We start from the raw sequence: 26,772 nt of genomic DNA, 5'->3' as shown, positions 1-26,772 counted from the left end.
TTATAGTCTAAATGCTTCTATTTGTTTATTTAGTTCGATTAAGTCTGCTTCGGTATGCAGTACTTTTTGTTTTAAATGTTTGATATTTTGTATTAATTTCTCTGTTTCAGTTTCAGAATGATTACTCTTTAGCGCTAATTTTTTGATAAAATTTGCATCCAGTGTTTCCGTTTTTAAATAATAACGGGTACGCACACTTTCCAGAAAATAAGTAATCTTTTTTGAGATTATATTACTGTAATCTTTATGCTGAAAATACAAATCACCAATTGTTCTTGTAAATTCTATGGAGGTATTTTCCAGAGGTGCTACAACTTCTATAATGCGTTGTTCTCTTTTTCCTCTAAAAATAACGAATATGAGCAATCCTCCCAACAATACATAATAGGCCCAGGTCAAAGGTGCCTGATTAAAGACAAAGCGCATTGGTGATTCGACTACTTTACGACCTGACTTTTTATAAGCATCCAGATAAAAATGATCTGCCTCCAGATAGGAAAGTACTGCTGCTGTATAATGTTCATTGTTACGAAGCATATAATAGTTTGAAAAAGCTTCAGGGATCGTGTGAAAGTAAAACTGACCTTCCCCATAGTCAAGCTTCACATAATTTAACTGGTCGATTCTTTCTTCTTCCTCTTTTTCCGAAGTATAAAAACCTAAGGCAGTCGTATTGAGAGTATCTATTTCTCTAAAAACCGATTTATACATTCCTCGTTTGAACTGTGCCAATGAATCTGGCGCGTAGGAAGGTGAAAACAAATCAGGTTCAATCTTTTTAAATAACTCCTCATAATCGATACGTGCATCCATGCTTATGGTATCGGTAAGGCTAAAAAATAAGGTGCTGGAAGATATAAAAACAGTATTTCCGGCGGCTACATAGGACTTCATCTTTTTTGTCTGATTTTCATCCAGGTAGATATAATCATTTAGTAAGAAATAGGCCGTATTTGTTTTGTAGGCAGTGGTATCTTGAAGAAATTCAAATGGATCTAGGGTTATGGTTTCAAATGTGCTTTCAGGAAAAAGAGACGGTAGTTCTTCATAAAAAACCGAACTTCCAAAAGGCTGTGTATCATTCGCGACATAACTAGGATTCCAATTGACGGGTTTAGGACGTGTTGTTTCAGAAATAATTAAGAGCAGTAGAAACGCACAGAAAATATATACGATTGTTTTAGACCTTTTATCCAGCATGATTTGATTTTTTGGTTAATATATCAAAATCCTGCTGTGCCTTGTAAAAGCCATTCTCATCAAGCACATATTCACCATACCAGATATTATCATACAGATAAGACACCTTTTTAAATCCTTCTTTTATGTCTGTATTAGTAATTTCATGATAATAATCGGTATTGGTTTTGTCAAAATGCCAGTCTATAATATTTTTTAGGGAGAGCATTTTTAGAGACTTTAGATACATATAGCGTATGGCAAGTCGGTAGTTTTTTTCTGAAAGTGCATCGGTTATGTAGACATCCAAATCAATAGTTTCAATATGTTCCTCCTGAATGTTTAACGGAGCGACTAGAGTGCTTTTTCGAGTAAAAAAAGACGATGCTCGTTCACCTACCAATAACCTCACAATAATATAGACAATAATGATGCCTATGATCACATAAAAGAAGAACCGAAGGAAGATGATCATCTCTGGACTGATATCAATACCAAATAGCTCTCCTATTTTTCTGAAAAACCAGTTTAAAAACTGAGTGATAAGATTTTCGGCTTCGCCTTCTAGTTTGTCATAATCATACGTATCGCCTGAATATTTTTCTGAAAGTTGTTCATCATACTTTTTTAATGGTACTGGAGCATCTTCAATTTTTACTTGCAGGCTATCCTGCACGGAAGCAATAGCAGCTGTTACAACACCGAAAAACCCAACTATGAAACTGTATATTTTATTCACCTGCGCCTATTTCTTCAATTCGTTTTCGAGCTTCTTCATTATACGTTTCTTCATGTAAAGAGAAATATAATACACTGTTGGTGAGTTGTGACATCGATTGATTAAAACTGGCCACCATTAAAAATATCGCTCCTGCAATCGTAAAGATGATTTTTGCCACTGCAGATTGTTCTAATTCGACTCCAGTTTCCGAAGAATGAAATAAATATATTCCTAATAAAATTCCAGGAATCATATAAACGACCAACATTAGAACAGAGATTAAAATCCCAACAACAAGATTAACTAACACTGCTTTCCAGAAGTGTGTAAAAAGCAGGGTCCAACCTTCACCTAACGCATTTATGACATCGCGTTTTTCATAAAGCATCGCCATAAAAGATAAACCCATCCAGGTAATAAATCCTATCTGCAGTAAATAATAGGCAAAGGTTCCTAGTACGGGAATAAATGACAGAACCATTCCCACAATAAATACAATTACAAACATGCTTACCGCTAAAAAAACAAATAAGGCGATACTTCCTATCCTATCAAAAATAAAATGCCACACATTTTTCTTGTCTACATCTTTGGTAGGATGAGCCTCATAGGTTATAGCGTACGAAGCCGCAAGGCTGTAATTTAAAATTGCAGTACAGAAAAAGAGAAACAGAAATCCAATGATTCCGAGTCCGAAATACAAATTTGCAGTATCGGTTGCAGCTTCATTATACATAGTACTACCACCCACACTTCCCATAAAACCAGTGACCATTAAATAGCTTACTCCAAGAAATCCAATGAGAAAGATTCCGTTGTATCTTATAAAGATATTGACGAAGTTCTTCAAATTCTGTTTAAAGAATTCGAAGTATGTAGTAATAGTATCTCCTATATCTCGCTTTACTTTAAGCTTTATTAACTGCTGCATATTTTTTATTCAAACGTATGGGGTATATAATATAATAGTAAATGATCAATGCTAGGGAACTAAAAATAATACTCATCGCCAACCAAACTGGCATATTACTATATCTAGTGATAAAACCTTCAATAAATCCGGCAATAATAAAAAACGGAATGGTACTCACCACAATTTTCAATCCGTCCTTAGCTCCCTTTAAAAAGGATACTTTTCTGGAATAGGTCTTTGGAAACAAAATACTGTTTCCCATCACCATTCCTGCACAACCTGCAATTACAATGACACTAATTTCAATCGTGCCATGCAACCAGATGCTTTTGGAAGCAACAAAAAGAAGGTCTTTATTGTAGAAAAAAGTAAAAAAAGCACCCAGCATTACGCCGTTGCTAAATAAAATATATCCTGTCCCAATCGAGGTGACCACACCTGCTGCATAGGCAAAGATGGCCACACGAATGTTATTGATAGTGATTCCTAAAAATGTTCCTAATTCACCTCCACTTTTATAAATGGCTGTTGGGTCTCCATTTTCAATATTGTTTAAGGTTGTGTTCACATAGCTGTCACCTAAGATGAGGCGTAAAAAAGAATCGTCGTTCAACGTAGAAATGACTCCAATTGCAGTAGCAATAGCAAATAGTAAAAATGAATAAAACAACATTTTTTGATGTTGCATAAAAAACAATGGAAACTCATATTTCCAAAAAGAAACGATGCGATTTCCCGTTTCTTTTTTATTAATGTAGATCTGCTGATGCGCTTGAGAGGCCAGCGAATTTAAATACTGAAGGGTTTTACTTTCAGGATAATAGGTCTGTGCATAGGCTAGGTCATTCGTCAACTGAATGTAGTAATCTGCCAGATGATCTGGACTCATTTTAGAATTAACTGTGATTGCCTTTTCAAAAGCAATCCATTTTTCTTTATTTTGCTTGACGAATGCTGCTTCCCGCATTTTAAAATTTTCAATAAATATAAACACTTGTTGTCACATGGCAAACATAGCAATCAATACCACACAAAATGTCAATTTAGACTATAAAATTGCAAGTGTAGGCGAACGAATCTTAGCATTTTTAATAGACCTTGTTTTGTTTATGGTCTATTTCTATGTAATTGAGATCATTACTTCTGCTATGCAAATGGCCATAAGTGATAACTGGACCGTATTTGGTTTACAACAATTACTATTGTTCCCAGTTTTCTTTTACTCTTTATACATGCACATATTATTCAATGGTAGGACCTTGGGTAAGTATATCATGAAAACCCGAGTCGTTATGATGGATGGCTCTCCTGTACATTGGTCCAATTATTTAACATTGTGGATGCTTCGCTTAATAGATATTTGGATGTTTGCCTGCTCTATAGGGATTCTCACTATTATTTTTTCTGAAAAAAGACAACGGCTGGGAGACATGGCTGCTGGAACCATTGTAATTACCACCAAAAAGAAAGTACATATTACCCATACTATTTTGGAAGAAGTTGAAAACACCTACGAACCAAAATTTTTAAATGTGACCGTGTTTACCGATAAAGATGCGCGTTTAATTAAAGAAACGTACCAGATAGCTGTTCGGTCAAGTGATTATAAAACACTGAATATGCTTCGTAAAAAAGTAGAAGGCATCTTAGAGGTCGAAAGTGATCTCTACGACAAACAGTTTATCGATACCGTTTTAAAGGACTATAACTATTTTACCCAGAACATGTGAGTTTATTTTTAATCATCGACATATTAGGAACCATCGCCTTTGCAGTTTCCGGAGCCTTGACCGCCATGAAAAAGCGTATGGATGTCTTCGGAATCTTTATCATTGCCTTTGTAACAGCAGTAGGAGGCGGGACACTACGTGATCTCCTTATAGATGCTAACATTACATGGATGCGTAATCTTACATTCGTATATGTAATTACTGTAGCTGTGGTATTGGCTATTATTTTCCGAAGAAAATTAGGATATGTTCGACGCTCTCTCTTTTTATTCGACACCATTGGGATTGCACTATACACTATCGTTGGAGTGGAAAAAGGAATTGCAGCCGATTTTCCGCCGATCATTTGTGTGGCCTTGGGTACCATGTCGGCTTGTTTTGGAGGAGTGATACGTGATATTCTGTGTAATGAAATCCCTGTAATTTTCAGAAAAAATATTTATGCGACAGCTTGCATCGTAGGTGGAGTTGCTTATTTTTTACTGCTGAAAACTACGTTGTCTTCAGATATTATTGTTATTATTTCAGGTTCAGTAGTGATTACAATCAGATTACTGGCAGTTACCTTTAATTGGTCATTACCTAGTATTTATAGAAAAAGCGAATTGGCTGAAGATTAATTACTACGCTTACTTATAAAATTGTAAGCACATATTTATACGCCATTGCACAGCCTATTCCTATTGCAAAACTCAACAGCGTACCTATGAGAATATATTCGGTAAGCCGAATGTCTTTCGATTCTTTTAAATCTCCAAACCTGAAAATGGACTTGGCTGCTAGTAAAAACCCGATGCCTTCCCAAAAATCAATTACCACAAAGAAGAAGATAAACAACCGTTCCAAAATCCCAATGTATTTACCGGCGTCATTGATACTGTGAGTTTCTTTTCCTTTCTCAACACTCCATTTTTTCATTACAAATTTGAGAACGATCGCACTTACATAAGTTGCAGTAAGGAGTGCGACAAAGAATATCAAAACTTCTGGAGAATAGAAATTATCAAGTGGAATTGAAAAAGGATAATAATAATAGACCACCCCTAGAAGTACTGCGATATGTGCTGCCTGATCTGCAAAAAACCACCATTTTGCTGTTTTCTTTTTTTGAAGGCTTAACTTTAGTGCGTCGATCCCAAAATGACTTACCGTGATAAGTAGAACAGCTACAAAGTAGCTGCTCTCAAATTTTGTAGTAATTAATAAGAGTAGTAAATGTATGGCAATATGAAAATATAAGTATCTGGATTTTAGGGCATGCTTATTCTTATGTGTCACCCATCGACCAGGCTGTAGCAGAAAATCTCCTACAAGATGAGCTAATAATAATTGTAGTAGGAAAGTTAGCATCTTTTTGAGATTTCAGAGTTATAATAGGTGAGGACATTTTTTAATTCATCAAAACTACCACGCTTAAGTGCAGCGCTTACAGTACTCTGACTTTTAAGCTGAAGTAAATCTGCAAGCTGATTTTGATTTAGATCCGGTTTTTCTAATGCGAGTTTTATGACTTCTGAAGAAGCTGTGGTCCATTGATCTGCAAAAAGTGCGGTCAACTCTAAGACCAATGTGAAAGTGGTGTTGAAATCGTCCCACGGTGTTTTGATGGCTAATGTATTTTTCTTCAAATTTTCAAAAGCTGCACCCGAGCTTACAAAAGCATCACCGTTAGATTCTGTTATTTTTTTTGCTTCATAGCTAATGGAACCTATTCCAATTGCTATGCGCACATCCAGTTCTTTAAATTGTTTTATCGTTGCCTTTAGTAAAAAGGCAAGTTCTAATGCTTTTTCAACTTCCGTTTTTATCTGAAAGCTATCACCTCTATAGATTTCCCAATCTTTGGGTTCTTTGCCAGTTTTAGACAATTCTTTCCGAAGTAAAGGTAGCCACTTATCAGCTTCAATTGACTGAGAATTAATAATATCGCCTGTTAGGATTGCTTTCAATCAATTAGATTTTAATGCAATATACTAAAATTATCGTCTATTTAAGCGATAATAACAATTATCGTTGATTTAAGCGATATTTTGGATTATCGTCTGTTTTGTCGATACTACTAATAGGCAGTTAAACTAATAGGATAGATGATTTACTAATAAGATGTATAATTTGGTATTGTTTCAAGAAAATGATAGCGCTCTTGTTCTGCATCAATTTGACAGTAATAATGTGCAACACCATTGGTAACCATTAAATAGGTGGCGTCCAGCACAAAATTATAGCGGGCGATCTGGTCAAAGGTATCTTGCGTGATATCAATTTTTGGAGCTTTGCATTCTACGATGAGGTGAATGCTTCCGTCGCTATTAAAAACTACAATATCATAGCGTTTAATCGTATCGTGAAGTTTGAGTTGTTTTTCGACATTAATGTGGCTTAACGGATAGTTTTTTTCAGAAATAAGAAATTGTACCGTGTGTTGACGTACCCATTCTTCGGGTGTGAGTACGACAAATTTTTTCCGAATGACATCAAAAATCAATGATTTGTTTTCGTTACTTTTGAAACGGAAAGTATAGTCTGGGAAGTTCAGCTTCTGCATATCGCAAAGAAACACTTTCCGAAGAAAATATCATAACATAATCACAATTCGTACCCTAATAAAATGCCTTTAGACAAAGCAAAATCCATTATCACAGATATTAAAAACGGTACCATACATCCAATTTATTTTTTGATGGGAGAGGAGCCGTATTATATCGACGGAATTGCTTCGTTTATTGAAAACAGTATTCTTACTGAAGAAGAACGCGGTTTTAATCAGATGACTTTATATGGTCGTGATGTAAGTATCGATGATATTGTAAGCAACGCAAAGCGCTACCCTATGATGGCAGAAAAGCAAGTGGTTATTGTAAAGGAGGCACAGGATCTAAGCAGAACCATAGAGAATCTGGTGTCGTATGCCGAAAATCCGCAGCCAACCACAGTGCTTGTAATTTGTTATAAATACAAAAAGCTGGATGCCCGTAAAAAACTGGCAAAAGCAATAAAAAAGACGGGTGTTGTTTTTGAAAGCAAAAAATTATATGAAAATCAGGTGCCAGACTGGATTCGCCGTGTATTAGCAGGCAGAGGCTATACGATTACGCCCAAAGCGGCGCAGATGCTGGTAGAGTTTTTAGGAAACGATTTAGGGAAAGTAAATAATGAGCTTGAAAAATTGCAATTGATTATCAAGCCTGGAGAACAAATCACTCCACAAATTATTGAAGAAAATATAGGAATAAGTAAGGACTTCAATAATTTTGAATTGCAAAATGCAATAGGGGTTAAGGATATAAAGAAAGCTTTTGCGATTGTGCAGTATTTTGGTCAAAACCAGAAAAATCATCCCTTGGTGATGACGGTGGCTTTGTTGTATAGTTTTTTCTCTAAGCTATTAAAATATCATGCATTACGAAACAAAGGAGATGCAGCCAGCGCTTTAGGTGTAAGTCCTTATTTTATAAAAGACTATCAGATAGCCGCTGCAAATTATCCTATGAAAAAAGTAAGTGCAATCATATCTTCTATACGAGAGGTTGATATGAAAAGTAAAGGTGTAGGTGCTGCCAATATGAGCCAGGGAGATTTGCTAAAAGAATTATTGGTTTCTATTTTTGATTAAACTTATTTTCGGTCTATAGAAAACTTACCAGGGCCACAAATAGCAATCACTAAAAAACCGACAAGATATAAGAGCGCTTTTTCTTTCGTAGCGATCGGATCGGCTGCATGCACTACAAATGCGGCTACGACCATGGTAATAATAGTTGGAATAGCAGCTATACGCGTGCGAAGTCCTATGATGATGAGCACAGGGCAAATAGCTTCAGCTATTACCGTTAAAATAAAAGAGGCCGTATTGCCAATTCCTATAGGGTCACCAAACTCAAAATTACCATTTAAAAGTCGTATTAGTTTAGGAATTCCGTGGGTAAGCATTAAGCCTCCCATTCCAAATCTAAGTAATAATAATCCTAAGTTGTAGTTTGGTTTCATAATGTATTTTTAAAATTAAGTTGTTAAAGGTATAAAAAATTTTAACCGTATTTTTGCCTTTAAAATTAATTCAATGACAAAAGTACGCGCCTGGATTTCTGCCGCTCGATTACGTACGTTACCTTTATCAATTTCAGGAATTATTGCTGCGGGAGCCGCAGCTTACGCAGTGAATCAATTTTCTATATTAGTTTTTATACTTGCGATATTAACTACACTAGGATTTCAAATTTTATCAAATTTTGCAAATGATTATGGCGATGGAGTGAAAGGAACTGATAATGCCAATAGAGTAGGACCAGCCAGAGCATTACAAAGTGGTTTACTTACACGAAAGGAATTAAAAGTTGGAATGGCAATTACTGTCCTTGTCACATTATTACTTGCCAGTATGCTTATTTTTGCAGCCTTCGGAATGGAAAATTTTGTACTGTCTATAGTATTTTTTAATCTAGGTATTGCGGCTGTTATTGCTGCTATTACGTATACGGTTGGAAAGAAAGCCTACGGTTATCGTGCCATGGGTGACCTATTTGTGTTTATATTTTTTGGGATCGTGGGTGTTATGGGTTGTTATTTTTTATTTACAGAAAGTCTTGGAAATTTTGTACTATTTCCAGCGATTACTATAGGTCTATTGAGTACCGCTGTGTTAAATCTCAACAATATGCGGGATAGGGAAGCAGATGCCTTGGTTAATAAAAATACCTTGGCAGTAGTGCTTGGGGGTACTCGTGTAAAAAGATACCATGCGTTATTGATTCTTGCAGCATTGATAAGTACACTTCTTTATTTTTTGCTGAATGCTTACCGTCCAATTCAATATATGCCATTGCTTGCATTTGTTCCTTTGTTATTAAATCTTATAAAAGTTTTCAAAGTTAAATCACCGGTCTTACTGGATCCCGAATTAAAAAAAGTCGCACTTAGTACCTTTTTATTTTCAATCCTATTGTTTGTGGTACAGTTGCTATAAATTTTAGTGCTGTTTTTGTATTTTTAAGAAAAATAAATCGAATTATGAAAATTACATTTTACGGTCAAAATAGTTTAGCATTAGAAATAAAAGGAAAACATATAGTAGTGGACCCTTTCATTACAGGAAACGATAATGCCAAGCATATTGATATTTCTAGTCTTAAAGCAGATTATATTTTACTCACACATGCGCATCAGGACCATATTCTTGATGTAGAAGCTATTGCTAAGAATACGGACGCCACTATTGTTAGTAATTATGAAATTGCGAATCATTTTGAAGAAAAAGGATTTAATGTACATCCCATGAATCATGGTGGGAATTGGGCTTTTGACTTCGGAAATGTAAAATACGTCAACGCCATTCATACTAGTTCATTCCCAGACGGAAGCTATGGCGGACAACCAGGCGGATTTGTTATTGAAGGTGAACACAAGAATATCTACATCGCAGGAGACACTGCATTGACTATGGATATGAAATTAATCCCATTGCACACCAAGCTTGACCTTGCAATTTTGCCTATTGGCGATAATTTTACGATGGGAATTGACGATGCCATTATAGCTAGTGATTTTGTAGAATGTGATAAAGTTCTGGGCGTTCATTACGATACTTTTGGATATATTGAGATTGACCATGATGAAGCAAAAAAGAAATTTTATGATGCTGGTAAAGATCTTATGTTGCTAGACATTGGTGAGTCCATAGAGTTGTAAGTCAAATGCTAAAAGCTACTTTTAAAAAGCACATTCTCAATTTTAAGAAACCAGCAGGCACGTCTCGGGGAGTTTTAAAAACGAAGGAGACCTGGTTTTTATTTCTTTCTGAAAAAGAAAGACAAGGTATTGGCGAATGCGGAATGTTTCAAGGCTTAAGTATTGATGACAGACCTGATTTTGAGTTGAAACTTCAATGGGTATGCGATCATATCCAACTAGGGAAAGATGCATTGCTGAAACAACTTACTGAGTTTCCCGCTATTCAGATAGGGGTAGAAATGGCTTTTTTGTCTCTTGAGGGTGACACACGCTTTGAGTTATTTCCTTCGGAATTTACTAACGGAATGGTAGGAATTCCTATCAACGGACTCATTTGGATGGGCGATAAATCCTTTATGAAAAAGCAGATTGAGGCGAAACTTAAAGAAGGGTTTAGCTGTATTAAATTGAAGATTGGTGCGATCGACTTTGCTTCAGAAATCGAATTGTTAAAATCCATACGAAAAGAATTCTCTGCTTCAGAAGTTGAACTACGCGTAGATGCAAATGGAGCATTTTCAGTTTCCGAAGCACTAGAAAAACTACACTTACTTTCAGAATATGAACTCCACTCTATAGAACAACCTATTAAACAAGGACAATGGCAAGAAATGGCAGCACTCTGTGAAATGACGCCACTTCCAATTGCGCTGGATGAAGAACTGATCGGGATTTTTTCCGAAGAAAAAAAAGAAAAACTACTTGATACCATCAAACCACAATACATCATTTTAAAACCAACGCTGGTAGGCGGATTTGGAGGAAGCGATTCATGGATAAAACATGCCGATCAACGAAAAATAGGGTGGTGGATCACTTCGGCGCTTGAAAGTAATGTAGGATTAAACGCAATTTCGCAATACACCTTCACAAAAAATAGTAAATTGCCACAAGGTTTAGGAACTGGAAGCTTATATACTAATAATATGGGGTCGCCATTAACAATCCGTAACGGGAATATCTATTATGATACCAATACGCCATGGGATTTACATTTTTCAATCAAATTTTAATTTAATAAATTACTTAATCAACTAATACATGTACATACAACAAGCCTATAATTTTTTGCACGATTGGTGGCGCTATTTGGTAGGTGCTATACTTATTTTTATCGCCTCTCAATTGGGTTCTATTCCTTTTATTTTAGCAGTTGTTTTAAAGAAATTAAGCAACGGTGGAGGATTTGCCGAATTACAGGATACTAATTCACTTCTCAATGTGTTAGATTCAAACCTTACGCTATTCTTGATGCTTCTTAGCTTTGCGATAGGTTTGTTGGGATTATATATTGTTGTCAAATATCTTCATAAACAACCTTTTGTAACATTAACTACCTCAAGAAGAAAAACAGACTGGGGTCGTGTGTGGTTTGGTTTTGGATTAATTGCGGTGGTGACCATCGTTTTAACATTAGTAGATTATTATAGCAGTCCCCAAGATTATATCGTGCAATTCGATGCCGTACCCTTTATAATTTTAGCCGTAATTGCTATTGTCATGATTCCTTTGCAAACCAGTTTTGAAGAATATTTGTTTAGAGGCTATTTGATGCAGGGCTTAGGTACTATTGTTGGTAATAAATGGCTTCCTTTGATCGTAACATCTGTAGTTTTTGGCGGTTTACATTTCTTTAACCCAGAAGTTGATAAACTGGGACCTTCTATTATGGTTTACTACATTGGAACTGGTTTTTTCTTAGGAATTATTACATTAATGGATGATGGGATGGAATTAGCTTTGGGCTTTCACGCAGCCAATAACATGGTAGGTGCGATGTTGGTTACCGCAGACTGGACAGTGTTTCAAACACATTCGATCTTTAAAGATATTTCTGAACCAGTAGTAGATTTTGCAACTGTTTTTGGGCCTGTATTTGTCATGTATCCTATTTTTATTGCGATTATGGCATGGCGTTATAAATGGAATAACTGGGGACAAAAACTGTTTGGTAAGGTTACAAAACCCAGCCCCTCAACGATTCCTCCACAAGAAATTGTATAAAACTGTTGAAAACTCCCCCGCTTCATATCGACCCATCTTTTACCTTAAATGGTCTTTCTTTTGAAACCGATGCAGATGTATTGGATTTTGCACATAGTCTCAAAAGGGATGGTGCCCCACACGAGCGAAGTATGGGAAAGTTTATTATGAAATGGCTTAACGATGATGCTCATATAAGTGTAAAAACATCTGGATCTACAGGAAAGCCAAAAAAAATATTGCTTTCCAAACAAGCAATGATCAATAGTGCAAAGGCTACAGGAGCTTATTTTAAGGTAGGTGAAAAAACCACTGCATTGTTATGTTTGCACCCTAAGTTTATCGCAGGAAAAATGATGCTCGTTAGGGCAATGACCTTAGGCTGGCATTTACATGTAGTAGCTCCAGAGAAAGATGCTCTGACTCAATACGATAACGATTATGATTTTGCCGCAATGGTTCCGTATCAGGTTCGCCATTCGATTGATGCTTTAGGAAAAGTAAAAAAACTAATTATTGGAGGTGGTCCTATATCAATGAAACTAGACGAGATGCTTCAGGACGTGCCTACCGAAGCATTTGCCACCTACGGAATGACCGAAACCATTACTCACATAGCAGTACGACGTATCAATGGACCAGCCAAATCGCAACATTACCATGGATTGCCAGATGTAAAATTTGATATCGATGACCGCGGCTGTTTAAAGATAAACGCTCCCAGAATTCACCCCGAAACAATTGTCACTAACGATCTCGTAAATTTAACAACGTCTTCCTCATTTGAATGGTTAGGAAGAGTAGACAATGTCATTAATAGCGGCGGAATAAAAATCTATCCTGAAAAAGTAGAACAGAAACTAGCAGATGTTATCGACTTTCCTTTTATCATTACCTCTCAACCCGATGAAGCCCTTGGAGAACGAGTTATTTTGGTGATTGAAAACAAACATGAAGTCAGTATTCCTAACTATTCTGAAGCTTTTGAAACGCTTCAGCCCTACGAAAAACCTAAAAAGATCTATACGGTCTCTAAATTTCCATATACCGAAAATGGGAAGATCAAACGCAATGAGGTTCTTTCCGTTTTAAAAAAATATTAATACTTCACTCATTCAAAAGGAGGGTTCGCTCATTTAAGGTTTTCTAAATTTCTTTTGTGGAATAGATTTACATCATAATCTAAAAACCATTAAAAAATAAACCCATAGTTTAGAGAGAGAATTTGCATTGGGTTTCTAGTGAAGGGCGTCGAAAGACGCTCTTTTTTTTCTGTCATTCTAAACTTATTTCAGCTTCTCCTATTAATCAGGGATTCTTACACCCTTTTTTGTATTTTTATTTCTGAAAATCCATCCCTATGAAAAACCTTTTCTTTCTGTTTTGCTGTATTACCATTTCTTTAAACGCTCAAATACTTTCTGAAAGAAACCGAGCCGATTTAAAAAACGAAATTCTAGTAGATCGTTTTGACAATTTACTCCCACAGCTCATGGACAGAGCGGGGATCGATATGTGGCTGGTTATCTCACGTGAATACAACGAAGACCCAGTGATGCAAACCATGTTACCCGCCACCTGGCTCAATGCTAGACGAAGAACAATGCTTGTTTTTTATAGAAATTCTGAAAAAAACACCATCGAAAAATTGGCAGTTGCGCGTTACGATGTGGGTGAGAATATTACCTCGGCATGGGATAAGGAAAAGCAACCCGATCAATGGGCACGATTGGTCGAGATCATCCAAGAACGCAACCCAAAAAGTATCGGAATTAATATTTCAGAGAATTTTGCTATTGCCGACGGACTGGTAGTCACAGACTATAACGAATTAAAAGAAGCGCTGCCACAGGATCTGGAAGATAAATTGGTTTCTGCTGAAAAGCTTGCTGTAGGATGGATAGAAACCCGTACCCAAAAAGAGATGCAATTGTATGAAACGCTTGTGGAAATAACCCATGGTATCATTGCGGAAGCTTTTTCGAAGAAAGTGATAACTCCTGGAGTTACCTCCACAGACGATGTGGTGTGGTGGATGCGCCAAAAAGTAACTGATATGGGATTGGAAACATGGTTTCATCCTACCATTGACGTACAACGAAGTACCGAAGCACTAAAAAGCCATATTGAATCTTTCAGCAAAGCAAAGCAAAAAGATCTGATTATGCCTGGTGATCTATTGCATTGTGACTTTGGAATTACTTATATCGGTCTTAATACCGATTGCCAGCAGCATGCTTATGTATTGCGAGAAAATGAAACTAAAGTTCCAGATTTTTTAGCGAAAGCTTTTGCGGAAGGTAATCAAGTGCAGGATATTTTTACTTCAAATTTTGAAACTGGAAAAACAGGGAATGAAATATTGCTCAAATCCCTTTCTGAAGCTAAAAAAGAAAAATTGCGCCCCTCTATTTACACACACCCCTTAGGATCGTATGGTCATAGTGCTGGCCCCACGATTGGAATGTGGGACTCAGAGGGTGGTGTGCCAGGAACAGGTGATTATCCGTTATGGGTAAATACGGTCTATGCGATTGAATTAAACACCACTGTTTATATCGAGGAATGGGAAAAGGACATTCGGATTATGTTGGAGGAAGCAGGGTTTTGGGGAACAGAAGGCTTTAGATATGTAAACAAGCGACAAGAACATATTAAAGGTATTTGATTATATCTAATTTTTTTATAAAACTTTAATTTAAAATAAAAATAGTACTAAATAATTCGTGGGTATTTTGATGACATTGTCACCTTTTTTCGATGTCATGGTAATTGTTTCAATAGATTTTTTGCCCAATATCAAAATCTTACAAACTTACTTATGCTTTTAAAATAAGTAACCTATGAGAATTATTTTTTTATTTTTAATGTTTTCGATGATAAATCCTGTCATTGGACAGGTTGGTGTCAATACAATTTCACCAACCAAAGAGCTAGATGTAAATGGTGAATTAAGAATTAGAAATTTACCTATTATGAATAACTCATTAGATGTACTTTCAGCAGATTTGAATGGTAATACAGGAAAGATATCAAATATTAAGTTTTTAAAAGAAGTTTATTTTGATGAGGCTACCAATCCAATAAATTATACTATGTATTCAACGGGGTTACAAATTGTAGACAATGTTAATTTGGGTCTTACAAATACCGTTGTCATTCCTGCTCGAGTAAAAGCTACTCTCATTGTTAATTATTCGGTGCCTATGGGATTAGCGGGAAGTTTTGATAAAGTCAATGGTTATTATGGAATTAGATTTCTAAGAAATAATGTAGAGGCTCAAGCAGGAAGTAGAAAATACTCTATACCAGATAGATATCTCTTAAACTCATTCAGTAACGATAGTTATAGTATGGTTTCTGTTAGTACAACATTTATAGAAGTTGTAAATAACTCAGCAAATAATAATCCGCTTACTATTACTTATTCCCTAAATGGTTATATAGAACAGAGACATTCGAATGCATCACCTGTTGAGTACAGATTTAATATGTGGTCTAGCTCAGGTAACAACTACAATTGGGGAAAAAGTTTTATTTCAACTCAAATGTACATTCACAATTAGTATCGTTAACCATACGATGTTTTACACTTGAATTACGCCTAGATTAAACTTTTTTTCAATAGGAGCGTGGTTGGCTGCTTCAATTCCCAAACTGATCCAGGTTCTGGTATCGATGGGATCAATTACGGCATCTGTCCATATTCTGGAAGCAGCATAATAAGGAGAAATCTGCTCGTCATAGCGTGCTTTGATTTTATCGTACAGCTCTTTTTCAACATCTGGAGTAATGGTTTCTCCTTTTTTCTTTAAAGAAGCAGTTTCAATCTGAAGCAATACTTTTGCGGCGCTATTACCACTCATCACAGCCAGTTCTGCACTTGGCCACGCAACAATCAATCTTGGATCATACGCTTTACCGCACATCGCATAATTTCCGGCACCATAAGAGTTTCCTATCACAATCGTGAATTTTGGCACCACACTATTACTTACGGCATTTACCATTTTAGCTCCATCTTTAATAATACCACCGTGCTCACTTTTACTACCTACCATAAATCCGGTCACATCCTGTAAGAAAACCAACGGAATTTTCTTCTGATTGCAATTGGCAATAAAACGAGTCGCTTTATCGGCACTATCACTATATATCACTCCGCCAAACTGCATTTCGCTAGGTTTGGTTTTTGCTTTGGTGGTTTTTACCAGTTTTCGTTGGTTGGCGACAATTCCTACCGCCCACCCATCGATTCGTGCATAGCCAGTAAGGATGGTTTGACCGTAGCCTTCTTTATATTCTTCAAACTTACTATCATCTACCAGACATTTAATGATCTCGCGCATGTCATATTGATCTGCACGCGATTTTGGTAGAATTCCGTACATATTTTTAGGATCTTCTTTTGGCTTTATTGCTTTTTCACGATTAAAACCTGCTTTTTCAAAATCACCGATCTTAGATACAATATTCTTTATAGTATCCAAAGCGTCTTTGTCGTCTTTGGCTTTATAATCTGTCACTCCACTAACTTCACAATGAGTGGTTGCTCCCCCCAAAGTTTCGTTGTCAATACTTTCGCCAATGGCAGCTTTTACCAAATAACTACCGGCAAGAAAGATACTTCCGGTTTTATCGACGATAAGTGCCTCGTCACTCATTATAGGCAAGTACGCACCTCCTGCCACACAGCTTCCCATTACGGCGGCAATCTGTGTAATTCCCATACTGCTCATCACGGCGTTATTTCTAAAAATCCGTCCAAAATGTTCCTTATCCGGGAAAATTTCATCCTGCATAGGAAGATAGACTCCTGCGCTGTCCACCAGATAAATAATAGGAAGCTTATTTTCAATAGAAATTTCTTGTGCCCGCAAATTTTTCTTTCCGGTAATTGGAAACCAGGCTCCTGCTTTTACAGTGGCATCATTTGCTACTACGATACATTGTTTCCCTTTTACATACCCAATTTTTACAACCACTCCGCCACTTGGACAACCCCCATGTTCGGCATACATCCCTTCGCCAGCGAATGCGCCAATTTCGATGGAAGGTTTTTTGTCATCCAAAAGATATTTGATTCGCTCTCTGGCAGTCATTTTCCCTTTGGCGTGGTGCTTTTCGATACGTTTTTCGCCACCACCCAGTTTGACTTTGGCAAGTTTTGAGCGTAATTCTGAAACTAATAATTTATTGTAGTCTTCGTTTTTGTTGAAGGTAAGGTCCATGTAGTATTATTGAATTTGTGTAAAAATACAAAATGAGAGGTATTAGAATTCTATTCTACACTAAAAATCTTACTATAAATATGATGTTTTGTATTAAAACTTAGCTGAAATGTATTCTGAAAATACTCAAGAAATAACGATATTTGTAAGATTCTAAAACTTGCAATACGGATTGATGCGGCATCACCAGACCGAACCTAGTGCGCGTCTGGTATACAGCAGAAAGCCGGACCGGAAAGCAAAGTGAAACGAAAGCTTGACGGATTGCCATAAAAAACAAACCAAAAATGATGAATAAAAATACAGTATTGGCATGGGCAACATTTATTATGATTGTAGTAGGCTGCGGATTAATTGCCCTAGGTGCTTTTAGATATGACGACGTTGCAGGATGGGGATTTGTATCTGTGGGGATTGGTTTTTTCGCCATCGCATGGGTGTTTAATGCATTGAAAGGGAGAATGTAAATTTTTCTTCAAATCAATCAATCAACTAACTTTTTAACCAAATAACTAATAATATACACATGTCCGACGATAAAAAAGTAATTTTCTCTATGTCTGGGGTAACCAAGACATTTCAGAACGCGCAAACTCCCGTTTTAAAAAATATTTATTTAAGCTTCTTCTATGGCGCTAAAATTGGAATTTTAGGTCTTAATGGAAGTGGTAAATCTACCTTGCTGAAAATTATTGCAGGAGTTGATAAAAATTATCAGGGCGATGTCGTTTTCGCACCTGGATATTCTGTTGGGTATTTAGAACAGGAACCGAAACTGGATGAAGATAAAACTGTTATCGAAATTGTAAAAGAAGGGGCAGCCGAAACTGTTGCGATCTTGGATGAATACAATAAAATTAATGATGCCTTTGGTCTGGAGGAAAACTATAGCGATCCAGATAAAATGGATAAGCTAATGGCAAGACAAGCTGCTTTACAGGACCAGATCGATGCAACCAATGCCTGGGAGTTGGATACCAAGTTGGAGATCGCTATGGATGCGTTACGTACGCCAGAGAGTGATAAGAAGATTGGTGTACTATCTGGAGGAGAGCGTCGTCGTGTGGCCTTATGTAGATTACTTTTGCAAGAGCCTGATGTATTATTACTCGATGAGCCTACCAACCATCTGGATGCAGAAAGTGTACATTGGTTAGAACATCATTTAGCGAGCTATAAAGGAACGGTCATTGCCGTAACACACGATAGATATTTTCTTGATAATATTGCTGGTTGGATTCTAGAATTGGATCGTGGAGAAGGAATCCCCTGGAAAGGAAATTATTCTTCCTGGCTAGATCAGAAATCAAAACGAATGGCACAGGAAAGCAAAACGGCTTCAAAGCGCCAGAAAACATTAGAACGAGAATTAGAATGGGTGCGTCAAGGTGCAAAAGGTCGACAAACCAAGCAAAAGGCTCGTTTAAAGAATTACGATAAGTTGATGAGTCAGGACCAGAAACAACTGGATGAAAAGTTGGAGATTTATATTCCTAATGGTCCAAGGCTGGGAACCAATGTGTTAGAAGCACAGGGGGTTTCCAAAGGATATGGGGACAGGCTTTTATACGAAGACCTAAATTTTAAATTGCCTCAGGCGGGAATTGTAGGTGTCATAGGACCTAACGGTGCTGGTAAGACGACTATCTTTAGAATGATCATGGGAGAAGAAACGCCAGATAAAGGTAGCTTCTCTGTAGGTGAAACCGCTCAGATCGCTTATGTAGATCAGTCGCACTCTAACATTGATGTCAATAAAACGATCTGGGAAAACTTTAGTGACAGTCAGGAGCTCATCATGATGGGAGGGAAGCAGGTAAATTCCAGAGCGTATTTGTCGAGGTTTAATTTTAGCGGAAGCGAACAGAACAAAAAAGTAGACAGTCTTTCTGGGGGTGAGCGCAACCGATTGCATCTCGCCATGACTTTAAAAGAAGAAGGAAACGTATTATTACTCGATGAGCCAACAAATGATTTGGACGTAAATACATTGCGTGCCCTAGAAGAAGGTCTTGAGAATTTTGCAGGTTGTGCTGTGGTGATTAGTCACGACCGCTGGTTTTTGGATAGAATTTGTACACACATACTTGCTTTTGAAGGTAATAGTCAGGTGTATTTCTTTGAGGGAAGCTTCAGTGATTATGAAGAGAATAAAAAGAAACGTCTTGGAGGAGATCTTATTCCGAAGCGTATCAAATATAAAAAGCTAGTGCGATAAGCTTTTTTTATATTTCTTATTAAAAACTTACCTTTAGCTTTCATTTAATATAACTCAAAATGAAGCTAAAGGTTTTTAATTTTCTACCCCTATTTTTTTATTTTTTTATTGCTGCTGAAAGCTTTTCACAGCTTCAAAAACCGTTTGAATACCTTGATGTATTTGAATTAGAATACGCTGGTGATCCTCAAATTTCACCAGATGGTGATCATATTGTCTATCGCAGAACGGGTTTTGATATCATGGAAGATAAAAGTGTGGGAGCTCTGTGGATCGTAGATGCTGAAGGTAAAAATCACCGTAAACTTACCCAACGAGAAGGAAGTGAAAGTCAGGCGCAGTGGTCGCCAGACGGTTCTAAAATTGCATTTGTGAGTGCTGGCAATGATGGAAGTGAAATCTTTTTATACTGGCTAGATACTGGCGCGTTGGCACGGTTGAGCCAATTAGATGGCAGCCCGTCCAATCTCTCCTGGGCACCTAATGGAAAAACTTTAGCATTTACGATGAAAGTAGAAGGGAAGGCACCTGTCATCGCAACGGTACCGCCAAAGCCTGAAGGTGCCAAGTGGGCGAAAGCACCTAGAATTACAGACCGATTGAAGCATGAAGCAGATGGTGCTGGGTATATCAAGCCTGGATTTACGCATATTTTTACAATTCCTGCGGAAGGTGGTACACCACGACAAATTACAAGTGGTAATTACAATCATAGTGGATCTTTATCGTGGTCGCCAGACAGTTTTAAAATTTATTTTTCAGCGAACCGAAGCGACAACTGGGAGTATGAAACCCGCAATAGCGAAGTATATGCTATTAGTGTAATGACTGAATTATTTGAAACGCTTACAGATAGAAATGGTCCGGATCATAGTCCTAAGGTTTCTCCTAACGGAAAGCATATTGCCTATATTGGATATGAAGATAAAGTGCAAAATTACCAGGTGAGTAAATTACAGCTCATGGATATGGATGGAAAAAACAAACGTGTGATTTCTTCAGATTTGGATAGAAGTATTAGCGATGCACAGTGGGCGAGTGATAGTGACGGATTGTACATTACGTACGATGACTTCGGAAAGACTAAAATTGCATATATGGATCTAAAGGGAACAATAAAACCCATTGTAGATAATGTAGGCGGAACGACTTTAGGAAGACCGTACGCCAGTGGAAGCTTCTCTCTTTCAGCAAACGATAAGATTGCATATACTTTGTCTCATGCCGATCGTCCGGCAGATGTAGGACTCGTAACTAAAAACAATCGCATTCCGAAGATATTGACCGAAATAAACGAAGATCTTTTCAAGTACCGAATCATGGGCGCTGTGGATGAGATCTGGTACAAATCTTCAATCGATGGGAGAGATATTCAGGGATGGATTGTATACCCACCTAATTTTGACAAACGAAAAAAATATCCGTTGCTGGTTGAAAACCATGGAGGACCTGTGTTGAATTATGGGAACCGTTTTTCAGCAGAAATCCAGCTCTATGCAGCGGCAGGTTATGTGGTTTTTTATCCGAATCCCCGCGGAAGTACCAGTTATGGAGAGGAATTTGGAAACTTATTATACAATAATTATCCTGGCGAAGATTATAACGATGTGATGGATGGAGTGGATGCAGTTATCGCAGGAGGTAAAATTGATGCGGACAGACTATATGTAACAGGCGGAAGTGCAGGGGGTATCATGACCGCCTGGATGATTGGAAAAAATAACCGATTTAAGGCTGCAGTAGTTGCAAAACCTGTAATGAACTGGATTAGCAAGACACTGGTGGCCGATAATTACTTTGTGTATTCAAATTATAGATATCCTGGAAATCCGTGGGATAATTTTGAAAACTACTGGAAGTTTTCGCCCATTTCTTTGGTCGGAAACATAGAAACACCAACGATGGTTATGGTTGGTATGGAAGATTTACGAACCCCACCAAGTGAAGCAAAACAGTTGTATCATGCATTGAAAATCCAGAAAAAAGAAACTGTATTGGTTGAAATTCCGGAAGCGTCTCATGGTATTGCGGCACGTCCTAGTAATTTAATTACCAAGGTGGCACATACATTGGCTTGGTTTGAGAAGTTTGAGTAGGTTTAAAAGTTGACAGTTGACAGTTGACAGTTGACAGATCACTGTTCTTATATTTTCACTAATTCTAACATCTAGTTAATACCACTATTCAGCCTTTATGCTAAGTGCTCCCGAGGGGCATTTTCTTACTTGATTAATAATTTCTTGTGAGCTAGCATTTTCTGGAGTAATCCACGGCTTTTCTTTTGGTTTGTAGACCTCTGGAAGCATTTGTACACAAACACCAGCGTGTGCACATAATTGTGGTTTCCATAAAATGGTCACATCACCATTACTATATTCTTTTGTGATCTGTTTCATATAGAAGGAGTTTTATAAAATGTCTTGTAATTCTTTATTCTTATCAATGATCGCTTTTGCAAATGGACATAATGGAAGGATGCTAACATCTTTTTCTTTTGCAAAATCAACAGCCTGCCGCACTAATTTTTCGCCAATTCCTTCTCCTCTTAAAGAATCATCTACCTCGGTATGGTCAATTATGATCTTTGTTTTACCCGTCCAAACATAGGTCAATTCGGCCTTTTTGACATTGTCTTTCTCAATATAAAAAGCCCCTTTTGTACCGTTATCTTTATGTTGTATGTTCATATAATTATTATTCTTTTACTTCATTTCCGTATTTACCCATATAGCGTCTCCATAGTTCAGTTTGATGTGTTTCTAGAGAAATATTACGACCGTCGATAAAAGCATGTCTTAGCTTGTTAGTACGCATGTCCAATGCATCTCCATCGCTTACAAAGAAGGTCGCACTTTTACCAACTTCTAGTGTGCCATAGTCTTTATCGATTCCCAGGATTTTTGCATTATTAGAGGTGATTAACTGCAAGGCAGTTTCTTTGTCCATTCCCTGTCCTGCAACCTGCCCAGCATAAAACGGAAGATTCCGTGTCTGAAAATTTGAAGTACCTGAATTTTGTAATCCTACCAATAATCCACCATCAACTAAAAGTTTTGGTAACTTATACGGTAAATCATAATCATCATCATCCATGTTTGGTAAGTTATGCGTATGCTGAACCAACACAGGGATATCGTTTTGTTTTAAAAAGGGTATTACCTTATAGGCATGGTAGCCATTCACTAATACTATATGTTGTATACCAGCATCTTTAGCAGTGCTAATCGCATCAATAATTTCTTTTTCCCCATCGGCATAAATATACAATCGTTTCGAACCATCAAACAGACCCTGCATAGATGCAAAGGATTCGTTAAGTGTGGTTTGTTCTGATTTATTGTAGGCTTCACTGTTAGCTATAAAACTTTTAATTTCATCTAGTTCTTTACTATACTCTTTATTAGGTTGAAATCCGCGTGGCTCACCTAGCCACCAGCGTCCACGTCTAAAACTATTAGGCCAGTGCATATGAATTCCATCGTCTTTTTTAACAGCTGCATCTTCCCAATTCCAGGCATCAAATTGAACAATTGATGAGGTTCCTGAGATGGTTCCTCCCTGCGGAGCGATCTGTCCCATCAAGACTCCATTAGGACGCATACTTTCTACCACTTTGCTCTCTGCATTATAAGCAATCAAACTACGAACATTTGGGATCATATCTCCCAATTCACGCTGGTCATCACTGGCACGTACTGCATTTACCTCGACCAGTCCCAATGACTTGGCAGGAGCAATAAATCCGGGATAGACATGCTTTCCAGAGGCATTAATGACGTTGCCCTTGGCAGCAACATTAGTTCCTATTGCGGTGATTTTACCGTTTTCAAAAACAAGAGTACAGTTTTCAATTACAGTCCCGTTTCCTATGTGGGCTGTAGCTCCCTGAATCGTAATAGCTTCAGATTGAGCTGGTGCAGGTGTTTGTTGTGCCATCCCGCCAACCGGTATACTTAGTACGAATGCGATTAGTATTTTATATATGTATTTCATAATGGTTCCTTTATATATTTTTTTCTGAAATTTCAGAAATTATTTTAGTTGATTGTTTCACATTCCAGATCTCTGCTCTCCTTTTTCTTTGGAGCTCTGGTCTTACCGCCGCCATTCTTTTCGTCTAGCATCATTTTAGTAAGCTTATTTTTTTCCGAAGCAATTGCCTTTCTTTTCATCATATCGGTTTCTAGATCAAAGTACGTCACCCCTTCAATCATTGTCTTTTCGGCTTTAGCATACACCGATAGTGGATGGTCGTTCCATAAGACCAGATCGGCATCCTTGCCTTCTTTAATGCTTCCTACACGGTCATCAAGATGTAATAATTTTGCGGGATTAATTGTCACCATTTTCCAGGCCTCTTCTTCTGAAACACCGCCATATTTAACAATCTTTCCAGCTTCTTGGTTGAGCCTTCGTGACATTTCGCCATCATCACTATTAATGGCAACCGTAACTCCTTCACTTGCCATGATCGCAGCGTTATAAGGAATGGCATCATTTACTTCATACTTATAGGCCCACCAGTCGCTAAAGGTCGAACCTCCCACGCCGTGCTCCTTCATTTTATCTGCAACCTTATAACCTTCAAGAATGTGTGTGAATGTGTTGATATTGAAATCAAATTGCTCTGCTACCTTCATCAGCATATTAATCTCACTTTGTACATACGAGTGGCAGCTTATAAAGCGTTCACCATTTAAAATTTCGGCAATGACTTCCATTTCTTCATCATAGCGTTGTGGTTGTCCGCTCTTTTTCTTTGCATCATATTCTTTTGCACGGTTAAAATAGTTGATAAACAATTGTTCAACTCCCATACGAGATTGTGGAAAACGACTAAAACTCTGCCAGTTCGATTGTTTTACATTTTCTCCTAAAGCAAATTTGATAAACTTAGGACTGTTGTCGTAGATAAGTCCATCGGCATCTTCTCCCCATTTTAATTTAATGATAGCCGAACGTCCTCCAATAGGATTGGCAGAACCATGTAAAATCTGAATAGACGTTACGCCTCCGGCAAGATTGCGATAAATGTTAATATCTTCAGGATCTACTACATCTTCGATGCTTACTTCTGCAGAAGAGTTATGACCCGACTCATTAATGGAAAGAGCAGCAATATGTGAGTGTTCATCAATTACTCCTGCCGTTAAATGTTTACCTGTAGCATCAATGGTTGTGGCTCCGCCTGCTGAAAGATTAGAACCAATTTTTGCAATTTTGCCATTTTTTACCAAGACGTCTGTATTTTTTAAAACACCTGCATCTTCGCTTGTCCAGACTGTTGCATTTTTAAAGAGAACGTTTTGTTGTTTAGGTTTTTGCGTGAAACCGTAGCCCACATTCGGGTAGGTTAGGGGCATAACCTCTGGTTTCTCTGGAGTCTCCTTTTTATCTTTTTCTTCGGAAGCTTTTGAATCTCCTTTTCGTGTGGCCAAAAATGAACTTTCAGATCCATCTGGAAGGAGTAACTTTCCGCTGAAATTACTTCCATCCCTCGGAATAATCCCAGTAGAGCGATACACCTCTTTGGTCGTATCATCTGTAAATGAAAGTGTCACCCAGTTTTCTGAATATTCTAATTTTGAAGGATATTCAGTTTCTCCAATTTTTACGGATGATTTTGGTTTTGAAGCATCTCCAGTAAAGGAAACGTCGTAATTCTTTCCACCGGCATTCATTGTATATTCTCCACGGATGTCTTTTTGATCTTTACTGGTAATGATATTTTTTGTTCCCAAAACCCAGTTTTCATAGATCACTGTGTCTTCATCAAAAATATCTCCTGAAGTAATTAAAAAGTTAGCCAGTTTTCCACTTTCCAAAGTTCCCATATTATCACTTTGTCCAAGCAGTTGTGCAGGTATGGTGGTTAACGCCTCTAAAGCTTTGGTTTTGTCAAACCCATAAGCGAATGCTTTTTGAAGTTTATCCTTAAATTCAGAGGGTTTTTTAAGTTCGTGTGTTGTTAGGGCAAAAGTTACTCCATTGTCTGCAAGCATTTTTGGATTCATAGGATCTTGATTCCAGCTACGCATATCATCTAGTGAAATATAGCCTGCCAGATACGGATTGCTTACATCATACGCATCCGGGAAATTGATTGGGATAATGTATTGAGCATTAGTTTTTTTAATACTTTCAATGGCTTCGTATTCGTTTCCGCCTCCAACAATCACATAGTTTTGCCCAAACGCATCTCCAATTTTATCCGCACGCAGGTTATTGTCTTTACTACCTGCTTCAAAAAATGCAATTTTATTCTTATTTGCATTTAAGGCCTCCAAAGATCTGTCTTTGGTATCTATATTCCCTTTTGCATACCAATCGGCATCATGATACATTTGACGAAGTAGGGCCATAGCACCCATTAAGGAAGAGGGATAGGATTGTCTGCTGGTCACACTTTTATCGAACGAAAAATACTGACCCGATTCATCTTCCAAAATCCGATCTGCATCCCCTTTAGAATCATTTAGAGCTATTAAAACACCAGTTCCTCTGGCAATACCGTCCATAAGGTGAGAGCTTACCACGCCAAATCCAGCTTCACGAAGTGCTTCTGCATCTTTGTTGTTGTATTTGAAATGATCTATGGCATTCTGTTCTGGCCTAATATGGTCATTCCAATAAAAACCTTCACGGGTCGCTTCATACTGAGGAGAACGACCGTTGCCTTCTGCTCTTTTAGGTTTCTCAACACCAAAATTAGCATAAGCGTCTATAAACGACGGATAGATATGCATACCCTTTAAGTCATAAAAAACCGAATTTTTAGCTGGTTTAAAATTTTTAGCCACTGTCTGTACACGCCCATCTTTGATCATAAGCGTTGCATCTTTCACCACATTGGTGGGTGAGATATGAATGGTTGCATTGGTAAATACCGTATAGTTTGTGTTGGTTTCTTTAAGACCGTCATTTTCTGGAAAGTAGTCCTGTGCAAAGCATAATGAAGTAATACTAAGCAGCAGCACTAGAAGATTGATTTTTTTCATGCGATTGGAACCACTGGAAGTGGTTAACTTTTAAGTTGATTAATAAAAATGATTTTTAAAGATACACACCGT

Annotated in this window: 26 protein-coding genes; 13 read left to right on the top strand and 13 right to left on the bottom strand. The window is 37.4% G+C overall.

Annotated elements, in window-relative coordinates; translation table 11 throughout:
* Genes ACFQO1_RS07885 through ACFQO1_RS07870 form a run of 4 tightly spaced genes read right to left on the bottom strand, consistent with a single transcriptional unit; the run spans nt 1 to nt 3,780 of the window.
* Nucleotides 1-1,200 (bottom strand): DUF4350 domain-containing protein, encoded by a 1,200-nt coding sequence (locus tag ACFQO1_RS07885; protein ID WP_380217448.1) that lies wholly within the window; start codon nt 1,198-1,200, stop codon nt 1-3.
* The gene (locus ACFQO1_RS07880) at nt 1,190-1,918 is read right to left on the bottom strand and encodes a hypothetical protein (RefSeq protein ID WP_380217447.1); all 729 of its coding nucleotides are present in this window, start codon (nt 1,916-1,918) and stop codon (nt 1,190-1,192) included. Before ACFQO1_RS07880 ends, ACFQO1_RS07885 begins: the two co-directional genes overlap by 11 nt.
* Entirely contained in the window at nt 1,911-2,831 is a 921-nt protein-coding gene (locus tag ACFQO1_RS07875; RefSeq protein ID WP_380217446.1) for a hypothetical protein, read from the bottom strand. Before ACFQO1_RS07875 ends, ACFQO1_RS07880 begins: the two co-directional genes overlap by 8 nt.
* On the bottom strand, nt 2,809-3,780 hold the full coding sequence (locus tag ACFQO1_RS07870; protein ID WP_380217445.1) for a stage II sporulation protein M: 972 nt from the start codon (nt 3,778-3,780) through the stop codon (nt 2,809-2,811). The genes ACFQO1_RS07875 and ACFQO1_RS07870 overlap by 23 nt, the downstream gene beginning before the upstream one ends.
* A 37-nt stretch (nt 3,781-3,817) precedes the next feature.
* On the opposite strand from ACFQO1_RS07870, the gene ACFQO1_RS07865 reads away from it, so the two are divergent.
* Together ACFQO1_RS07865 and ACFQO1_RS07860 are read left to right on the top strand one after the other, a co-directional pair.
* Nucleotides 3,818-4,543, top strand: a complete 726-nt coding sequence (locus tag ACFQO1_RS07865) for an RDD family protein (protein WP_380217444.1) — start codon at nt 3,818-3,820, stop codon at nt 4,541-4,543.
* Nucleotides 4,540-5,163: a trimeric intracellular cation channel family protein gene (locus tag ACFQO1_RS07860; protein ID WP_380217443.1), complete on the top strand. Its 624-nt coding sequence runs from the start codon at nt 4,540-4,542 to the stop codon at nt 5,161-5,163. The genes ACFQO1_RS07865 and ACFQO1_RS07860 overlap by 4 nt, the downstream gene beginning before the upstream one ends.
* 13 nt (nt 5,164-5,176) lie before the next feature.
* On the opposite strand, the gene ACFQO1_RS07855 is transcribed toward ACFQO1_RS07860, so the two are convergent.
* From ACFQO1_RS07855 to ACFQO1_RS07845, 3 genes are all read right to left on the bottom strand, one after another.
* Nucleotides 5,177-5,893, bottom strand: coding sequence for a DUF3307 domain-containing protein (locus ACFQO1_RS07855; RefSeq protein ID WP_380217442.1), 717 nt, complete (start codon nt 5,891-5,893; stop codon nt 5,177-5,179).
* The gene (locus ACFQO1_RS07850; protein ID WP_380217441.1) at nt 5,887-6,492 is read right to left on the bottom strand and encodes a transcriptional regulator; all 606 of its coding nucleotides are present in this window, start codon (nt 6,490-6,492) and stop codon (nt 5,887-5,889) included. The genes ACFQO1_RS07855 and ACFQO1_RS07850 overlap by 7 nt, the downstream gene beginning before the upstream one ends.
* Nucleotides 6,493-6,638: 146 nt before the next feature.
* Complete coding sequence (locus tag ACFQO1_RS07845) at nt 6,639-7,088, bottom strand: type I restriction enzyme HsdR N-terminal domain-containing protein (RefSeq protein ID WP_380217440.1); 450 nt, start codon at nt 7,086-7,088, stop codon at nt 6,639-6,641.
* Between the two features lie 63 nt (nt 7,089-7,151).
* Here ACFQO1_RS07845 and holA point away from each other — a divergent pair, with 63 nt between their 5' ends.
* Entirely contained in the window at nt 7,152-8,156 is a 1,005-nt protein-coding gene (gene holA / locus ACFQO1_RS07840) for a DNA polymerase III subunit delta (RefSeq protein WP_380217439.1), read from the top strand.
* Nucleotides 8,157-8,158: 2 nt separating this feature from the next.
* On the opposite strand, the gene ACFQO1_RS07835 is transcribed toward holA, so the two are convergent.
* Complete coding sequence (locus tag ACFQO1_RS07835; protein ID WP_380217438.1) at nt 8,159-8,530, bottom strand: DoxX family protein; 372 nt, start codon at nt 8,528-8,530, stop codon at nt 8,159-8,161.
* Nucleotides 8,531-8,603: 73 nt separating this feature from the next.
* Between ACFQO1_RS07835 and menA the strand changes: the two genes are divergently transcribed.
* The 7 genes from menA (at nt 8,604) to ACFQO1_RS07800 (ending at nt 15,819) form a co-directional block, all read left to right on the top strand.
* Entirely contained in the window at nt 8,604-9,506 is a 903-nt protein-coding gene (gene menA, locus ACFQO1_RS07830) for a 1,4-dihydroxy-2-naphthoate octaprenyltransferase (RefSeq protein WP_380217437.1), read from the top strand.
* 44 nt (nt 9,507-9,550) lie between these two features.
* On the top strand, nt 9,551-10,228 hold the full coding sequence (locus ACFQO1_RS07825; protein WP_380217436.1) for a metal-dependent hydrolase: 678 nt from the start codon (nt 9,551-9,553) through the stop codon (nt 10,226-10,228).
* Between the two features lie 5 nt (nt 10,229-10,233).
* Complete coding sequence (locus ACFQO1_RS07820) at nt 10,234-11,283, top strand: o-succinylbenzoate synthase (protein WP_380217435.1); 1,050 nt, start codon at nt 10,234-10,236, stop codon at nt 11,281-11,283.
* Between the two features lie 28 nt (nt 11,284-11,311).
* Nucleotides 11,312-12,274, top strand: a complete 963-nt coding sequence (locus ACFQO1_RS07815; protein WP_380217434.1) for a CPBP family intramembrane glutamic endopeptidase — start codon at nt 11,312-11,314, stop codon at nt 12,272-12,274.
* A 5-nt stretch (nt 12,275-12,279) separates the two neighbouring features.
* A complete protein-coding gene (locus ACFQO1_RS07810; RefSeq protein ID WP_380217433.1) occupies nt 12,280-13,356 on the top strand; it encodes an AMP-binding protein in 1,077 nt (358 codons plus the stop codon).
* A gap of 257 nt (nt 13,357-13,613) precedes the next feature.
* Nucleotides 13,614-14,921: a M24 family metallopeptidase gene (locus tag ACFQO1_RS07805; RefSeq protein ID WP_380217432.1), complete on the top strand. Its 1,308-nt coding sequence runs from the start codon at nt 13,614-13,616 to the stop codon at nt 14,919-14,921.
* 175 nt (nt 14,922-15,096) lie between these two features.
* Nucleotides 15,097-15,819 (top strand): hypothetical protein, encoded by a 723-nt coding sequence (locus ACFQO1_RS07800; RefSeq protein WP_380217431.1) that lies wholly within the window; start codon nt 15,097-15,099, stop codon nt 15,817-15,819.
* Between the two features lie 21 nt (nt 15,820-15,840).
* Here ACFQO1_RS07800 and ACFQO1_RS07795 read toward each other — a convergent pair whose 3' ends face one another.
* Nucleotides 15,841-17,484, bottom strand: a complete 1,644-nt coding sequence (locus ACFQO1_RS07795; RefSeq protein ID WP_380217430.1) for an acyl-CoA carboxylase subunit beta — start codon at nt 17,482-17,484, stop codon at nt 15,841-15,843.
* 290 nt (nt 17,485-17,774) lie between these two features.
* Here ACFQO1_RS07795 and ACFQO1_RS07790 point away from each other — a divergent pair, with 290 nt between their 5' ends.
* The 3 genes from ACFQO1_RS07790 to ACFQO1_RS07780 are packed head-to-tail and all read left to right on the top strand — an operon-like array spanning nt 17,775 to nt 21,798.
* On the top strand, nt 17,775-17,951 hold the full coding sequence (locus ACFQO1_RS07790) for a CAL67264 family membrane protein (protein WP_380217586.1): 177 nt from the start codon (nt 17,775-17,777) through the stop codon (nt 17,949-17,951).
* A gap of 59 nt (nt 17,952-18,010) precedes the next feature.
* Entirely contained in the window at nt 18,011-19,702 is a 1,692-nt protein-coding gene (gene ettA, locus ACFQO1_RS07785) for an energy-dependent translational throttle protein EttA (protein ID WP_380217429.1), read from the top strand.
* A gap of 59 nt (nt 19,703-19,761) precedes the next feature.
* Nucleotides 19,762-21,798 carry a S9 family peptidase gene (locus ACFQO1_RS07780; RefSeq protein ID WP_380217428.1) on the top strand — a complete coding sequence of 679 codons (2,037 nt, stop codon included), beginning with the start codon at nt 19,762-19,764 and terminating at the stop codon, nt 21,796-21,798.
* A gap of 84 nt (nt 21,799-21,882) precedes the next feature.
* Here ACFQO1_RS07780 and ACFQO1_RS07775 read toward each other — a convergent pair whose 3' ends face one another.
* The 4 genes from ACFQO1_RS07775 to ACFQO1_RS07760 are packed head-to-tail and all read right to left on the bottom strand — an operon-like array spanning nt 21,883 to nt 26,700.
* Complete coding sequence (locus tag ACFQO1_RS07775) at nt 21,883-22,098, bottom strand: (4Fe-4S)-binding protein (protein ID WP_380217427.1); 216 nt, start codon at nt 22,096-22,098, stop codon at nt 21,883-21,885.
* Between the two features lie 12 nt (nt 22,099-22,110).
* Complete coding sequence (locus ACFQO1_RS07770; protein ID WP_380217426.1) at nt 22,111-22,389, bottom strand: GNAT family N-acetyltransferase; 279 nt, start codon at nt 22,387-22,389, stop codon at nt 22,111-22,113.
* 7 nt (nt 22,390-22,396) lie between these two features.
* On the bottom strand, nt 22,397-23,695 hold the full coding sequence (locus tag ACFQO1_RS07765; RefSeq protein WP_380217425.1) for an amidohydrolase family protein: 1,299 nt from the start codon (nt 23,693-23,695) through the stop codon (nt 22,397-22,399).
* A gap of 44 nt (nt 23,696-23,739) precedes the next feature.
* Nucleotides 23,740-26,700 (bottom strand): amidohydrolase family protein, encoded by a 2,961-nt coding sequence (locus tag ACFQO1_RS07760; protein ID WP_380217424.1) that lies wholly within the window; start codon nt 26,698-26,700, stop codon nt 23,740-23,742.
* Nucleotides 26,701-26,772 lie beyond the last annotated feature (72 nt).

It is taken from the genome of Jejudonia soesokkakensis, assembly GCF_042664795.1.
Taxonomy (GTDB): Bacteria; Bacteroidota; Bacteroidia; order Flavobacteriales; family Flavobacteriaceae; genus Jejudonia; species Jejudonia soesokkakensis.
Note: the sequence above shows the minus strand (reverse complement) of the source record. Positions and strands in the feature narration are given on the sequence as shown.

Coding starts and splice junctions, on each gene's coding strand:
- ACFQO1_RS07885 (WP_380217448.1), bottom strand. CDS start 1,200: ATGCTGGATAAAAGGTCTAAAACAATCGTATATATTTTCTGTGCGTTT.
- ACFQO1_RS07875 (WP_380217446.1), bottom strand. CDS start 2,831: ATGCAGCAGTTAATAAAGCTTAAAGTAAAGCGAGATATAGGAGATACT.
- ACFQO1_RS07870 (WP_380217445.1), bottom strand. CDS start 3,780: ATGCGGGAAGCAGCATTCGTCAAGCAAAATAAAGAAAAATGGATTGCT.
- ACFQO1_RS07865 (WP_380217444.1), top strand. CDS start 3,818: ATGGCAAACATAGCAATCAATACCACACAAAATGTCAATTTAGACTAT.
- ACFQO1_RS07855 (WP_380217442.1), bottom strand. CDS start 5,893: ATGCTAACTTTCCTACTACAATTATTATTAGCTCATCTTGTAGGAGAT.
- ACFQO1_RS07845 (WP_380217440.1), bottom strand. CDS start 7,088: ATGCAGAAGCTGAACTTCCCAGACTATACTTTCCGTTTCAAAAGTAAC.
- holA (WP_380217439.1), top strand. CDS start 7,152: ATGCCTTTAGACAAAGCAAAATCCATTATCACAGATATTAAAAACGGT.
- ACFQO1_RS07835 (WP_380217438.1), bottom strand. CDS start 8,530: ATGAAACCAAACTACAACTTAGGATTATTATTACTTAGATTTGGAATG.
- menA (WP_380217437.1), top strand. CDS start 8,604: ATGACAAAAGTACGCGCCTGGATTTCTGCCGCTCGATTACGTACGTTA.
- ACFQO1_RS07825 (WP_380217436.1), top strand. CDS start 9,551: ATGAAAATTACATTTTACGGTCAAAATAGTTTAGCATTAGAAATAAAA.
- ACFQO1_RS07820 (WP_380217435.1), top strand. CDS start 10,234: ATGCTAAAAGCTACTTTTAAAAAGCACATTCTCAATTTTAAGAAACCA.
- ACFQO1_RS07815 (WP_380217434.1), top strand. CDS start 11,312: ATGTACATACAACAAGCCTATAATTTTTTGCACGATTGGTGGCGCTAT.
- ACFQO1_RS07805 (WP_380217432.1), top strand. CDS start 13,614: ATGAAAAACCTTTTCTTTCTGTTTTGCTGTATTACCATTTCTTTAAAC.
- ACFQO1_RS07800 (WP_380217431.1), top strand. CDS start 15,097: ATGAGAATTATTTTTTTATTTTTAATGTTTTCGATGATAAATCCTGTC.
- ACFQO1_RS07795 (WP_380217430.1), bottom strand. CDS start 17,484: ATGGACCTTACCTTCAACAAAAACGAAGACTACAATAAATTATTAGTT.
- ACFQO1_RS07790 (WP_380217586.1), top strand. CDS start 17,775: ATGAATAAAAATACAGTATTGGCATGGGCAACATTTATTATGATTGTA.
- ettA (WP_380217429.1), top strand. CDS start 18,011: ATGTCCGACGATAAAAAAGTAATTTTCTCTATGTCTGGGGTAACCAAG.
- ACFQO1_RS07780 (WP_380217428.1), top strand. CDS start 19,762: ATGAAGCTAAAGGTTTTTAATTTTCTACCCCTATTTTTTTATTTTTTT.
- ACFQO1_RS07775 (WP_380217427.1), bottom strand. CDS start 22,098: ATGAAACAGATCACAAAAGAATATAGTAATGGTGATGTGACCATTTTA.
- ACFQO1_RS07770 (WP_380217426.1), bottom strand. CDS start 22,389: ATGAACATACAACATAAAGATAACGGTACAAAAGGGGCTTTTTATATT.
- ACFQO1_RS07765 (WP_380217425.1), bottom strand. CDS start 23,695: ATGAAATACATATATAAAATACTAATCGCATTCGTACTAAGTATACCG.
- ACFQO1_RS07760 (WP_380217424.1), bottom strand. CDS start 26,700: ATGAAAAAAATCAATCTTCTAGTGCTGCTGCTTAGTATTACTTCATTA.